This is a genomic window from Nonomuraea purpurea, from assembly GCF_042650645.1.
GTDB lineage: Bacteria > Actinomycetota > Actinomycetes > Streptosporangiales > Streptosporangiaceae > Nonomuraea > Nonomuraea purpurea.
Genome location: NZ_JBHSBI010000006.1, coordinates 237088 through 248991, shown reverse-complemented (window position 1 = coordinate 248991; position 11904 = coordinate 237088). Strand labels below are relative to the sequence as shown.

Annotated in this window: 14 protein-coding genes; 7 read left to right on the top strand and 7 right to left on the bottom strand. The window is 67.9% G+C overall.

Annotation, left to right across the window (positions count from 1 at the left end):
- Positions 1-9: 9 nt before the first annotated feature.
- A complete protein-coding gene (locus tag ACFOY2_RS14660; protein WP_379528531.1) occupies positions 10-606 on the top strand; it encodes a hypothetical protein in 597 nt (198 codons plus the stop codon).
- On the opposite strand, the gene ACFOY2_RS14655 is transcribed toward ACFOY2_RS14660, so the two are convergent.
- Positions 596-1000, bottom strand: coding sequence for a RidA family protein (locus ACFOY2_RS14655; protein ID WP_379528530.1), 405 nt, complete (start codon positions 998-1000; stop codon positions 596-598). The two genes, ACFOY2_RS14660 and ACFOY2_RS14655, sit on opposite strands and share 11 nt — an antisense overlap.
- Positions 1001-1127: 127 nt before the next feature.
- Between ACFOY2_RS14655 and ACFOY2_RS14650 the strand changes: the two genes are divergently transcribed.
- Positions 1128-1508, top strand: coding sequence for a winged helix-turn-helix transcriptional regulator (locus ACFOY2_RS14650; RefSeq protein WP_379528529.1), 381 nt, complete (start codon positions 1128-1130; stop codon positions 1506-1508).
- Between the two features lie 95 nt (positions 1509-1603).
- Here ACFOY2_RS14650 and ACFOY2_RS14645 read toward each other — a convergent pair whose 3' ends face one another.
- Both ACFOY2_RS14645 and ACFOY2_RS14640 read right to left on the bottom strand, forming a co-directional pair.
- Positions 1604-2488: a CPBP family intramembrane glutamic endopeptidase gene (locus tag ACFOY2_RS14645; RefSeq protein WP_379528528.1), complete on the bottom strand. Its 885-nt coding sequence runs from the start codon at positions 2486-2488 to the stop codon at positions 1604-1606.
- A 361-nt stretch (positions 2489-2849) separates the two neighbouring features.
- Complete coding sequence (locus ACFOY2_RS14640) at positions 2850-3104, bottom strand: DUF4190 domain-containing protein (RefSeq protein WP_379528527.1); 255 nt, start codon at positions 3102-3104, stop codon at positions 2850-2852.
- A 377-nt stretch (positions 3105-3481) separates the two neighbouring features.
- On the opposite strand from ACFOY2_RS14640, the gene ACFOY2_RS14635 reads away from it, so the two are divergent.
- From ACFOY2_RS14635 to ACFOY2_RS14625, 3 genes are all read left to right on the top strand, one after another.
- Positions 3482-4438: an AraC-like ligand-binding domain-containing protein gene (locus tag ACFOY2_RS14635; RefSeq protein ID WP_379528526.1), complete on the top strand. Its 957-nt coding sequence runs from the start codon at positions 3482-3484 to the stop codon at positions 4436-4438.
- A gap of 88 nt (positions 4439-4526) precedes the next feature.
- Complete coding sequence (locus ACFOY2_RS14630) at positions 4527-4913, top strand: VOC family protein (protein ID WP_379528525.1); 387 nt, start codon at positions 4527-4529, stop codon at positions 4911-4913.
- Complete coding sequence (locus ACFOY2_RS14625; protein ID WP_379528524.1) at positions 4889-5704, top strand: alpha/beta fold hydrolase; 816 nt, start codon at positions 4889-4891, stop codon at positions 5702-5704. Before ACFOY2_RS14630 ends, ACFOY2_RS14625 begins: the two co-directional genes overlap by 25 nt.
- A 182-nt stretch (positions 5705-5886) precedes the next feature.
- Here the strand turns inward: ACFOY2_RS14625 and ACFOY2_RS14620 are convergent, their stop codons facing one another.
- Together ACFOY2_RS14620 and ACFOY2_RS14615 are read right to left on the bottom strand one after the other, a co-directional pair.
- The gene (locus tag ACFOY2_RS14620; protein ID WP_379528523.1) at positions 5887-6315 is read right to left on the bottom strand and encodes a hypothetical protein; all 429 of its coding nucleotides are present in this window, start codon (positions 6313-6315) and stop codon (positions 5887-5889) included.
- Positions 6316-6589: 274 nt separating this feature from the next.
- Complete coding sequence (locus ACFOY2_RS14615; RefSeq protein WP_379528522.1) at positions 6590-7414, bottom strand: sulfite exporter TauE/SafE family protein; 825 nt, start codon at positions 7412-7414, stop codon at positions 6590-6592.
- Between the two features lie 86 nt (positions 7415-7500).
- Between ACFOY2_RS14615 and ACFOY2_RS14610 the strand changes: the two genes are divergently transcribed.
- Entirely contained in the window at positions 7501-8262 is a 762-nt protein-coding gene (locus tag ACFOY2_RS14610) for an AraC family transcriptional regulator (RefSeq protein WP_379528521.1), read from the top strand.
- A gap of 242 nt (positions 8263-8504) precedes the next feature.
- Here ACFOY2_RS14610 and ACFOY2_RS14605 read toward each other — a convergent pair whose 3' ends face one another.
- Positions 8505-8945, bottom strand: coding sequence for a GntR family transcriptional regulator (locus ACFOY2_RS14605; protein WP_379528520.1), 441 nt, complete (start codon positions 8943-8945; stop codon positions 8505-8507).
- 714 nt (positions 8946-9659) lie between these two features.
- On the bottom strand, positions 9660-10202 hold the full coding sequence (locus ACFOY2_RS14600) for a helix-turn-helix domain-containing protein (RefSeq protein WP_379528519.1): 543 nt from the start codon (positions 10200-10202) through the stop codon (positions 9660-9662).
- A gap of 109 nt (positions 10203-10311) precedes the next feature.
- On the opposite strand from ACFOY2_RS14600, the gene ACFOY2_RS14595 reads away from it, so the two are divergent.
- Positions 10312-11550, top strand: coding sequence for a benzoate/H(+) symporter BenE family transporter (locus ACFOY2_RS14595; protein ID WP_379528518.1), 1239 nt, complete (start codon positions 10312-10314; stop codon positions 11548-11550).
- The last annotated feature ends 354 nt before the right edge of the window (positions 11551-11904 follow it).

Genomic DNA, 11904 nt, shown 5'->3' with positions numbered 1-11904 from the left:
GGAGACATCATGACCAACGCGACCAACTCCTCGAGCGACATCCCCATGCCAGGGAACGGCGGCATCACCGTCGCCGAGCACCTGGTTGCCCGGGCCCGCCGATGGGTTTCCGGATGGGACAAGAAATCCTCGGACGGCCCGTTCTCGATCGCCCGTAACTTTTCCGAGGACTACGACTTCGACTCCGCAGATGTGATGATCTCCGATGACATGGACCCTGAACACCGGGTTATGGCAGGGCCCCACGAGTACGGCATCGCGTTCGACCCGATGTTCAACTCGCTGCGCGGTGCCCGGCATATGGTGTTCGAAAGCCCTACCGTGCTACTTGGTCCCGACGCCGAGAACGACCGAGTCGGCGCCGTAGCAGCGTCGCGTCTGATGTTCGTGGCGATCCTGGAGGCAGACGACGGGACGATTACCGCCATCCGGACCACGTCGTCGCAGGTATGGCGGCGGGCGCAGGACCGCTGGCGGATCATCCGGGAACACAATTCATCGGTTTCCATCGACGTGGCCGAGGCAGAGAAGCTCCTGGACTTCGAGGCGCGGACAAAGGAAGCAGAGGGCTGGCGAGCTTTGGTCTCGACCGCCCTCAATCGATGATCGCGGTCACCTCGGCCTCAATGAGGATGCCGGGTTCGAAGAGGATGTCGACCCCGATCAGCGCGGCCGGCGGCGTGGAGATGTCGAACTCGCGGGCCGCCTGTTCGATGCCCGCGTTGAAGGCGTCGTACATTTCTCTCTTCCAGCCTGCGGCGTACCACGTGAAGCGGACGACGTCGTGGAACGTCGCTCCTGCCGCATCGAGCGCTTTGGCGACGTTGCGGTAGACCTGGGCGACCTGTCCGGCGAGGTCTCCCGGTGCCACGAGCGCGCCGTTCTCGTCCCAGGCGACTTGTCCCGCGATGTGGACCTGCCTGCTACCGGTCGCCACCGCGACGTGGTGGTAGATCGGGACTTGGACGTGCTTGTCAGGGTTGATGAGCTCAACAGCCATGAGGTCTGCCCTTCTTCCGGTCGGGTGAGCACACAGGGTCATAGGTGCTCTCTTGCGGTTACTCAGAAACCATAGGAGAGTGTGGGCTGACGTGGAAGAACGCACTTTTCAGTGACTGGGGAACCAGATGGTGACCAAGCAGTTCAAAGGCTCGGCCGACGAAGCGGATCTGAGGCGCGCGGACTCCCTGGCACGGGAGATCTTCTCGGATGTCGCCAACAAGTGGGCGTTGCTGATCATCGAGGCGCTCGGTGAGCGCACCCTGCGCTTCAGCGAGCTGCGGGACGAGGTCGAGGGCATAAGCCACAAGATGCTCACCCAGAACCTGCGCATGCTGGAGCGCAACGGCCTGGCCGAGCGAAAGGTGCACCCGACGGTGCCGCCACGGGTCGAGTACACCCTCACCGAGCCGGGCCAGGCCCTGCGAGCAACGGTTGATCTGATCTGCGGCTGGACCCACGAGTACTTCGGCCACATCGAGGCCGCCCGCCGCAGTTTCCACGCCTGACGCTGGGCGTACGTAGGCTGGGACCGTCCCAGCGCGTCCAAGTCGAACTCCGCTGCCTCCCGCTCGCCCAGCGCCCCCTTCAGCTTCGCTGAGGCTCAGCTGATCAGTGCGGGCCGCCGCACTGCAAGGAGCTTGAGCAGGGCGGCGGCCAGCAAGCCCAGGACGGTCCAGCCGACGACGCCGCTGGGGCCGGCAATCGCCAAGTTCGGCGGTGTGGTGGCGTCGCCGAGCATAAGGAACGTCGGGACGGTCGCGTTGAACGCGGCGTGCGCTACGACGGCGGGCCAGACGCTGCCCGTGCGCAACCGCAGCCAGCCCAGGACCAGGCCGAATGTCACGCAGAAGCCGATGAAGACCAGCGCGGCCCAGGCGCCCAGGTTCGGATAGTTGTAGCCGAGCAGGGTCAGGGGCGCATGCCACAGCCCCCAGATCACGCCGGAGATCAGCAGCCCGCGGCTCACCCCCGCCTCGGCGCTCAGCCAGGGCACCAGCCATCCTCGCCAGCCCCACTCCTCGCCGAAGGCGGGGATCAGGGTGACTACGGTGCCGAGGGTGAGACCGGTGACGACCTGGCTGACCCAAGCGGTCTGCAGGTTGGCTCCCTGCACCCCCATCATCTCGCGATAGAGGCTGAGGCCGGACAGGTCCAGCGTGACCAGACCGAGTGCGGTGCTGAGGGCCAGGGTGAGGGCGGCGAACGCGGGCACGCAGATCCAGGCGACTGCGGCAAGGCCGAACGTGCGGGCCTTGCTCGGGCCGAGTCCGAGACCGGTCTGTGCGGCCAGTTCGGCGGGAGCCGAGCGCTTGCGGAGCCATACGGCCAGGACGCCGAGCGTGGGAGTGAACATCAGCGCTACGCCCAGCGGCTGCAGCAGCGGGGAGGCGATGCCGTCACCGAGCCAGAGCGGGAGGGCGAACAGCCAAGACAAGCCGAAGGCGGCCAGGAGGAACACCATGAGGTCGCCGTGTCGAGGGTTCATTGCGTTTCCGATCAAAAGTAGGTCGAACCGATGGGTGGGGGAGGGGTTGATCAACGGGCCGCCCGCTCGCGAGCAGGATCAGCGTCCCGGTCATCGGAGACAACAACTGGACGGGTTCGCCGGACAGTTGCCGGGCCATGGCGCGGCCCAGTGCTCTATCGAAGTACTCACGATCGAAACATTATCATTATCGATAATGAGAAAGCTATGAGATGCGAGATGGATGCCGAGCCGCATGGCCCAGGTGACGGTGCGTAACCGGGGCAGATCAGGCGCACGCCCCGCACTGCCGGGTCATCCTGACCGTCTATGTGATGAAGCGGCTGGGCCGCGACGCCGCCGAACTCACCGCACTCGCCGTCTAGTTGGCCATGTAGACGAGAAAGCCGATCCCCCACAGCACCAGAGCGATGTAGCCGAGCGCCAGCCCCGCCGTCGCGAGCCCTCGTCCTTCCAGTCCTTCCCGGTCGATCTCGGACATCGCGCTGTGCCCGACGATCACGGCGACGATGCTCAGGATCCCGCACGCAACCAGGCTCAAGATGCCCAGCACCAGAGCCGCCGTCGCCTTGCCACTGGTCCCGCCCCTGCGGTACTCACCAGACGAATAACTCAATGTCTACCCCACACCTGTCATATCTCTGCGGATCTTGTCCCCCCTGATCCAGTAAGCCCGCAGATAAATACAAACAGTCCGATACCGCATTGATCCGCCTGGAGGAGTCGGGCGGCACCCGGGTTGCGTCCACGGGAGTGGTCTACGAGTTCGGCCTGGTCACAGGCGTGGCGTCGGGAAATGAAGACGGCCATCGCGTGATCCTTCGAGTAGCACCATCAAGATTTGAAAGAGAGCCGGACGACGACCGCAGACAATAGTGTGACGCCCGCCCAGGGGGTAGCCGTCGAGGTTCTTGGCACCCACACGCGCCCGAACAGGTTTTCGTGGGCCGGTGAGCGTCGCTAGCATGTCAGGCAGCCGAGGAGGGCGACTGGATGGCCGTTCTGATCCGCACGCGTGACCTGCCCGCCGAACGGCGCCACGATGCCTGGCGAACCGTCGTGTGCGACACGCTCGGCCCGCTCGACCTCAAGATCGACCCCGACGCCCCGCTGCGGGGCGAGATCGAGTCCGGGCAGCTCGGGTCCGTGGGCGTCGGCAGGGTGCGCACGTCCACGCCCCACAGCGTGCACAGGACCCCGGGCCTGATCCGCAGAGACAGCCCCGAGCTCTACCGCGTCGTGCTTGCCATGACGGGCAGCCCGCGGCTGGCCCAGGACGGGCGGTACGCCCAGCTGAGCAGAGGCGAGTTCGCCATCTACGACTTCACCAGGCCTTACGAGCTGGCCTACGACTCGGCGGTGCAACTCGCGGTGTTCAGCCTTCCCCGCGACCTGCTGGCCCTGCCCAGCGGCTCCGTGGACGCGCTCACCGCCGTCCCCATCACGGCCGAGTCCGGCACCGCCGCGCTGGCCGTACCACTGCTGCACCGGGTAGCCGTGGACCTCGAGACGTACCGGCCGGACAGCGCGGCCAGACTGTCCACGGTCGTGACCGACCTGATCACCACCGCACTCGCCGAACGCGCCGAGCAGACGCGGTCCTTACCGCAGGACTCCCGGCAGCGCATGCTGCTGCTGAAGGTCCATGCCTTCATCGAGCAGCGGCTGGGCGAGGTCGACCTCGACCCGGCCACCGTCGCGCAGGCGCACCACGTCTCGGTGCGCTATCTGCACCGGCTGTTCGAGTCGGAGAGCACCACCGTGGCCGCCTGGATCCGGCAGCGGCGGCTGGAGCGGTGCCGTGCGGAGCTCGCCGCAGGCGGCACGCTGTCGGTGAGCGAAATCGGGGCCCGGTGGGGACTGCCCGATTCGGCTCACTTCAGCAGGCTGTTCAAGCGGGCGTACGGGATGCCGCCCGCCGAGTACCGCTGCGCGAACGCGGTGCGCTGATCGTCAATCCGTCTGGCACCCAGGTGCAAGACCGATGTCTCCGTTGATCGGCAGAATGACGGCATAGCAACGGAAAGGGATCAGGAAAATGCAGCTCTTCGTCAACATGCCGGTCAAGGATCTGGACCGGTCGAAGCAGTTCTTCACCGACCTCGGCTTCACCATCTTCGGCATGGCCGAGGGCATGGCGTCGGTGGTCATCAACCAGGAGACGCAGGTCATGTTGCTGACCGAGCCGGTGTTCGCCTCGTACATCTCCCAGGAGATCGCCGATGCGCACCGGAGCACGGAGGCGATCCTGGTGCTGGGCATGGAGAATCCGGCTCAGGTGGATGAGCTGGTGGACAAGGCGCTGGCGGCCGGCGCCGGCCCGGCGGGTGTCAAACAGGAGGACGGCGTCAGGTACCAGCGCGGCTTCGCCGACCTCGACGGCCACCACTGGGAGGCGCTGTGCTTGGTGCAGCCCGCCGGATGAGCGGCACGGCGATGTCGGCGGACGGCACCGCCATCGCCTTCGACCGGTACGGTGCCGGACCGGCGGTCATCCTGGTCCACGGCGCGTTCACGGCCAGAGGGCACGCGACCATGGCGGGTGTGGCATCGGCTCTGGCGCCGTGGTTCACGGTGTACGACTATGACCGGAGGGGACGCGGCGACAGCGGGGACACCCCGCCGTACGCCGTCGAGCGGGAGATCGAGGACCTGGCCGCCGTCATCGAGGTGGCGGGTGGGTCGGCCATGGTGTTCGGTGGCTCGTCGGGGGCGGCGCTGGCGTTGGAGGCGGCGGCACGGGGCTCGGCGATCTCCAAGCTTGCCCTGTGGGAGCCTCCCTACCATGTCGACGATGGCGCGCCTTCGCTGCCGGACGACTTCGCGGGGCAGCTCGACGCGCTGGTGCGGGCGGGGCGACGAGGGGAGGTGGTGGAGCGGTTCATGGTGGAGGCGGCCGAGGCGCCCCCGGAGGCGGTGGCCGCGATGCGCGCGCAGCCGTCTTGGCGGGAGATCGAGGCGGTGGCCCACACCCTCGTTTACGAGGCCGCCGTGATGGGCCCGGGTAACGCGTTGCCGGTGGGGCGGCTGACAGCCGTCACGCAGCCGACGCTTGTCCTCAACGGCGAGGACAGCCCACCGTGGATGTCGAAGGCGGGGCTGGCGGTCGTGGCGGCGGTGCCCTGCGCGCAGCGACGGCTCCTGGAAAATCAGGCGCACAACGTGGCCCCAGAGGCGCTGGTGCCCGAACTGCTGGAGTTCTTCGTCGCCGGGTGAGGCACGAAGCTCTGAGGCGGGTGTGCACGAGCGTGCCTTTCCTGCCCCAAAACCGCCGCACCTCCTGGACATGGGGCCAGGAGGTGCGGGGCTTGTCGTGTTACTCGGGGGTCAGGTTCGCCGCCACCGCCAGTACGGGTGGCTGCGGCCCAGGGAGGCGATCTTGGCTGCAGACGGGCCGGTCAGGGGCACTTGGCCCGCATGGTGGGGCTGTACCCGTTGCCGCCACCCATGAGGTGCCCCATCAGGCGGTAGGTGAACGTGGTGCCGCGCTTGCACCCCTTGTACAGGGTCTTCGGCCCTGGGGCGTTGTAGGTCGTGCTCGCGATCTTCTGCCAGCCATACCAGCGCTTGCGCTGGAGTTGGATGGAGACCCGCGCGGTCCGCCGGCACCCCGGGGCCCACGAGGTCGCCGCCACATGTCCCTTGCGCATCTCCGGCTTGTAGACGCGGATCTGGCACGAGGCCGCAGTGGTCGCCGCGGTGACGGCTGCGGGGGCCGCGGCAGTCGTGCTGGACTTCGCCGTGGGGGCCGCCTGGGCAGGGGCTCCGGCCGTGAGTGCGGCGGCCACGACTGCGGCACCGAGGATGGTGGTCTGAATCGTTCGCATTGCCTCTCCTTGGTTGTATCGGATGCGGAGAACGTAGGCCCGCGCGTGTTGAGAGGCTGTTGAGAACCTGTTGAGTCCCGACTCGTGCACAAGGACGAGGACCGAACTGTATGCCGCCGCGGCCGCCGCTCGTCGTGGCCGGATCCGCGGCCTGCTCGAGACGCTCCACCACCGCCATGGTGAGGAACCTCCACGTCGAGCGGACCCACCGCACGTCCCCGTGCACCGGAGGCATACCCTGAGCCCCAGGCCCGCCCGAAGCCCTCGGGCTGCGTCAGGCGCCGTCGAGGGAGAGGACGGCCATCGTGGCGGTGACGAGGACGAGAAGCGCCAGGTAGCTCCATGCGTGGAGCCTGTCGGAGATTCGCGGCGGACGGCGGCGCATGATGACGATCACCGGCAGGGCACCGGTGAGGAGCGCCACAGCGGCGCCGAGGTCGACCGGACCATAGAAGAAGACACCCGCGGACGCGGGGCTACCCGTGTGCTCCGCGCCGAAGAGGACGAGCGCCGGCGTCGCGACGGCGAGCGTCAGCGGGTTGGCCAGCGTGGTGGCCGTGCGCATGTCGTGGCCCAGCCTGCGAAGCAGGGGAACGGTCATGATGCTGCCCCCGACACCGAGAAACGACGCCGTCGCGCCGATGGGAATGCCGAGCGCGGCACGGATGCGACCGGTCTCTCCTCCGCGGCCGGAGCCCGTGACGGCGCTTTCCGCTCGGCGGTGAAGGAAGCCGGGCCGCACGAGGACGTCGACGATCGTGGCGACGAGGTAGGCGATGAAGGCCCACTGCGTCACGAACCCGGGGGTCCATCGGGTCGCGAGGGCGCCGATCGCGCCGCCGACGGCGAGGAGGGCCAGCAGGGGCGTGCTTCGGCGCAGCAGGCTCAGGACGGCGCGGTCGGTCGCGACGGTCGCGACGCACGAGTTAACGATCATGACCACGGCGGATGTCGCGACCGCGACATGGGCCGCATCGGCACCGAGACGCGCGTCGGCCCACACGATGACCGGAACGGTGACGAACCCCCCGCCGAATCCGAACAGCACGGTGGTCAGGCCGGTGAGGATGCCGATCCCGGCCAGCACGAGAACACTCACAAGTCACGAGTCAAGCAATCCCTGCTTCTGGCGGACAATCGAAGCACGGTCCATATATTTCGATTGTCAGCCACTACACTGAGCGTGTGCGGAATGTTCAACTCGCCGACGTCGATCAGGTCGCGAGAGACGTGCTGCCGATCGGGACGGACTACCCGCCAGGACAGGTCCTCGACTGGCATCGGCATCGGCGCGCGCAGTTCCTGTACGGCGCAACGGGCGTGATGATCGTCGAGACCGACGACGGGACGTGGACGGTGCCGACCGACCGCGCCGTCCTCATCCCGGGGGACATGCGCCACCGCGTCAGGATGCTCAACGTCAGCACCCGCAGCCTCTACATCGAGCCGGACGCGGTGCCCTGGTGGCCCCACGTGTGCACCGTCGTCGACGTCACCCCTCTTCTCCGTGAGCTGTTGCTCGTCGCTGTCGACTTCGAGACCGAGTACGACCTCGCCGGCCGCGAGGGGGCGATCGCGGCACTGCTGCTGCACGAGATCACCCGTCTGAGCCCGGTGCCGCTCCACGTCGGGCTGCCCTCGTCGCCGGACCTGAGGGACCTCTGCCGCGAGTACCTCGCCGACCCTGACGTCCAGATCACCAACGAGGACTGGGCGCGCCGCCTGGTCACGAGCGAGCGCGCCTTCACCCGCCGCTTCCGTCGTGAGACAGGCATCAGCCCGGCCGCCTGGCGGACGCGCGCTCGGCTTGTCGCCTCGGTGCCACTGCTGCGCACGTCCACGATCACTCAGGTCGCGAGCCGTCTGGGCTACTCCTCACCGGCGTCGTTCACCGCGGCCTTCTCGCGCACCTTCGGATTCCCTCCTTCCGCGCTGGCCGCGAAATAGATCGATTGCCTTTCCTGGCTCCATGCGGGTCACGTCCACGTGTGATCCTGTTTCCGCGTGTTAAGAGGCGATCGCTACTTGGTTGGATGAGGTCTGGTCGGAGGGAAAGCGCCGCAGCGCACCTGGACGCCTGGTTGTGCCCGCCGTGTCGGGTTGAGAGGTGAGAGGGCTTCGTGGCGGTACCACCATGACTGCGACGCCGCGCCTTGCAAAACAGTGCTTGCTGCGGCCGGACGTGCGGCTCAAGCTCGCTCGTTGATGGAGCTCCCGTCCTCTTCGTTTCCCCATATCAGGACTGTTCGATCGGCGGACAGGAGGCGGGCTGCCTTCCGAGGCTTCTTGAGCACAAAGACAGGAACACCTTCCGGGATGTCCAAGTCCTTCCGTTCCGCAGGCGATGGCATGCGAGCAGTGATTTCCGTCTGTCTCTCGACGGTGACCCGCTCAATGGGTATCTGAGGGCGAACGTAGGAGCCTTCACGCTTCACGGTGACGACCAGTCCCTCGCCGCGCAGCACCCCGAGTGCCTGCCGCACGGCGACCCGGCCGAGCTCGTACTGCTGCATCAGCCGAGTTTCTGAGGGGAGTGCCTGACCAGGCTTCAGCCGGCCCGCTGCGATGTCCGCGCGGATGATGTCGGCGAGCTGACGGTGCACCGGTCGATCGGAACCGAAGTCGATCACAGCAGATCATCATCACAACCCCACTTCCTCATATGGTCTAGTAGGCATATGCTCATAAGCGTTTACGTGCAGAAACGTTGCCACATCGCGAGGCTGGAGGTCAGGTCAATGGCTGAACCGACAGACCCGGAGAGGGAGGAGTGGCCATGTCCGGGATTCAGAGAGCACCCCTCAGACCAGGCCGAAGCCCCGAAGGTCACTCTCGACTGGCGTGAGGTTCACGCGCCTCACCATCGCTCAGACCGCCAGCGGGTCATCGACTACACCTGTGCCTGCGCTGAGATCTCCTATGAGTTCCTGGCCGCAGGCGGTCAGTATCAGTTCCGCCGTACCCACCGGAGCGAACCCAAGGTCGTCGCCTACGCCGGTCCCTGGCTGCGATCCAGGGCCGATGAGCTATGGCGTCTGCTGCTCCAGGGTGAGGCTGGCTGATGTTCTCGCCTCACGGGCCAGTCGTGCGGCTTCGGCGACGGCCGGAGCGGTGGTTTGACTCCCGCCAGGCCCAGGTGCCCCGGCAGGATTCGAACCTGCGGCACCCCTTTGGGAGGGCGAGGGCAACGTGGCGTAGAGGGTCAGGGCCTGGCGGCAATGAACGAGAGCCTGCTGAGCCTCGCCCAGGTGGGTGCGGTGCCAGCCGATGGCGTTGGGCCCGGCGGCCTCAAGCAGATCAGCAGGGCGCTTTCCTTGGTGGCCGCCGTATGACGATTCGGTGGCTCAGGGCTGTCGGGGGGAGCGGATCAGTAGGGTGGCCAGTACTTCGTCCGGGCCGACAGTGCTGTAGATGTGTGGGACGTCGGCCTGCCAGGAGATGTGCTCGCCCGGTGCGGCCAGCAGGGCGGCGTCGGCCGGGCCGGCGCGCAGCACGCCCGCGTAGACCGTGACGTGTTCGGTCACGCCGGGGGCGTGAGATGGCGAGTGTTGCACGATGCCGGGGCGGACGCGCATGCGCAGCAACTCGAACGTTGCGGTCGGCTCCTCGAAGACCTCCAGCAGTGTGGCCGTTACGGCGGAGCCGGGCACGCGGACGGCCTCTGTGGGCGGTGCGCCGGGCTCCAGAACCAGGGCCGTCAACGGCACGCCCAAAGCCCCTGCCACCGCGTAGAGCGTCTCCAACGTCGGGTTGCGGGTGCCCAGTTCCAGGCCGGACAGGGTGGCCTTGCCGATGCCGGCGCTGCGGGCCAGCGCCGACAGGGAGATGCCACGGGCCTGCCGCAATCGCCGCAGCCGGCTCCCGATATCCGTCTCACGGCCGTCCACCCGGCAATCCTTGCATTCCGCCGCCGGGCTTGTCCCGCGGTGGCCACCTGGCTATGGTTCGTTCCGTAAACGGAACGATAGGGAGTCTGGCGACGCCGAGGAGTGGGGCATGCGGGTGCAGGCCGTCATGGCGGGGCTGGTCAGCGCGGTGGTCGGCTACGCCAGTTCGTTCACCGTCGTGCTCGCCGGGCTGCGTGCCGTCGGGGCGACGCCGGCGCAGGCCGCATCCGGGCTGCTCGCCCTCTGCTGCGGCATCGGGGCGGCGGCGATCTTCCTTGGGCTGCGATACCGCATGCCGATCAGCATCGCCTGGTCCACCCCCGGTGCGGCGCTGCTGGTGGCGACCGGTCCCGTGCCCGGCGGTTTCCCGGCCGCGGTCGGCGCGTTCATCATCTGCGCCGGGCTCATCGTCCTGGCCGGCCTGTCGCCCTGGCCGGCCAGGGCGATCGCCGCCATCCCGCGTCCGATCGCCGGTGCCATGCTGGCGGGCGTCATCCTCAGCCTGTGCACCGCACCGGTCCGTGCCGTCGTCGACATCCCGCTGTTGGCCGTGCCCGTCGTCCTGACCTGGGCGGTGTTGCAGCGGTACCTGCGGCAGTGGGCCGTTCCTGGCGCGCTCGTCGTGGCGGTCATCGCCATCGCGGTGCACGGGCCCGGCAACGGCCTGTCCGGCGCGGCGCTGCGGCCCGCGGTCGAGCTGACCACTCCGACGCTGAACCCGTCCGTAGTGGTGAGCATCGCCATCCCGCTGTTTCTCGTCACCATGGCCGCGCAGAACGTCCCCGGTATGGCGGTCATGTCGACATACGGGTACATGCCGCCCCTGCGCCCGGTCCTCGTCGCGACCGGCCTGGCGAGCGCGGCGGCGGCGCCGTTCGGCGGTCACGCCGTCAACCTGGCCGCGATCACCGCAGCGCTGACCGCCGGCCCGGACACCCACCCTGACCCCGGCCGCCGATGGATCGCGACGGTTGCCCTCGGCGCCGGACAGCTGACGCTCGGCCTCGGCGCCGGCCTGGCCATGGCTCTGGTGCTGCTGTCCCCACCCGTGCTGGTCACCGCGGTGGCCGGCCTCGCGTTGCTGTCGGCGCTCGGCTCGTCGCTGGCCGGCGCGGTGACCGAACCGGAGGGGCGGGAGGCCGCGGTGGTCACTTTCGTGGTCACCGCGTCAGGGATGACGATCCTGAGCATAGGCGCGGCGTTCTGGGGCCTGGTCGCGGGCGGCCTGACCGCACTCCTGCTACACAGGCGACCACCGTCGGAACGACAATCGTCGTCCACTGCGGAATCCGGGGCGGAACGTCCCGAGGACCGGGTGGCTGGCATACCGGCCGACCAGCCGTCGTAGTGGAAGCGGTGGTGCCCAACGGACGGCCGAGCATCGAAACGACGTCTTGTGCGGCATCGTGGCCACCCGCGCCCCAGGCGGTGGAGGCCCTCCGGCGAAACATCCCCGCCTGGTAGCCGACATGCGACGGCGCGTCTTGAGTTTGCGATCGAGGTTCCTGGTTGCCGCGGGAAGGCATTGGGAAAGACCGGCCGCAAATGATCGATGGATGCCGTAGCTCACCGGACACATCAAGAAGCGGCGCCGACGCGCTTGGTGATGACCCGGGAGACGACCACAATGCGTTCGCACCCCTCGTGCCGCAGCCGGACCTCGTCTCCGACTCGGACGACGTGCGCGGGGGGAACTGCCAAA

Coding starts and splice junctions, on each gene's coding strand:
- ACFOY2_RS14645 (WP_379528528.1), bottom strand. CDS start 2,488: ATGAACCCTCGACACGGCGACCTCATGGTGTTCCTCCTGGCCGCCTTC.
- ACFOY2_RS14660 (WP_379528531.1), top strand. CDS start 10: ATGACCAACGCGACCAACTCCTCGAGCGACATCCCCATGCCAGGGAAC.
- ACFOY2_RS14655 (WP_379528530.1), bottom strand. CDS start 1,000: ATGGCTGTTGAGCTCATCAACCCTGACAAGCACGTCCAAGTCCCGATC.
- ACFOY2_RS14650 (WP_379528529.1), top strand. CDS start 1,128: ATGGTGACCAAGCAGTTCAAAGGCTCGGCCGACGAAGCGGATCTGAGG.
- ACFOY2_RS14630 (WP_379528525.1), top strand. CDS start 4,527: ATGCAGCTCTTCGTCAACATGCCGGTCAAGGATCTGGACCGGTCGAAG.
- ACFOY2_RS14635 (WP_379528526.1), top strand. CDS start 3,482: ATGGCCGTTCTGATCCGCACGCGTGACCTGCCCGCCGAACGGCGCCAC.
- ACFOY2_RS14620 (WP_379528523.1), bottom strand. CDS start 6,315: ATGCGAACGATTCAGACCACCATCCTCGGTGCCGCAGTCGTGGCCGCC.
- ACFOY2_RS14595 (WP_379528518.1), top strand. CDS start 10,312: ATGCGGGTGCAGGCCGTCATGGCGGGGCTGGTCAGCGCGGTGGTCGGC.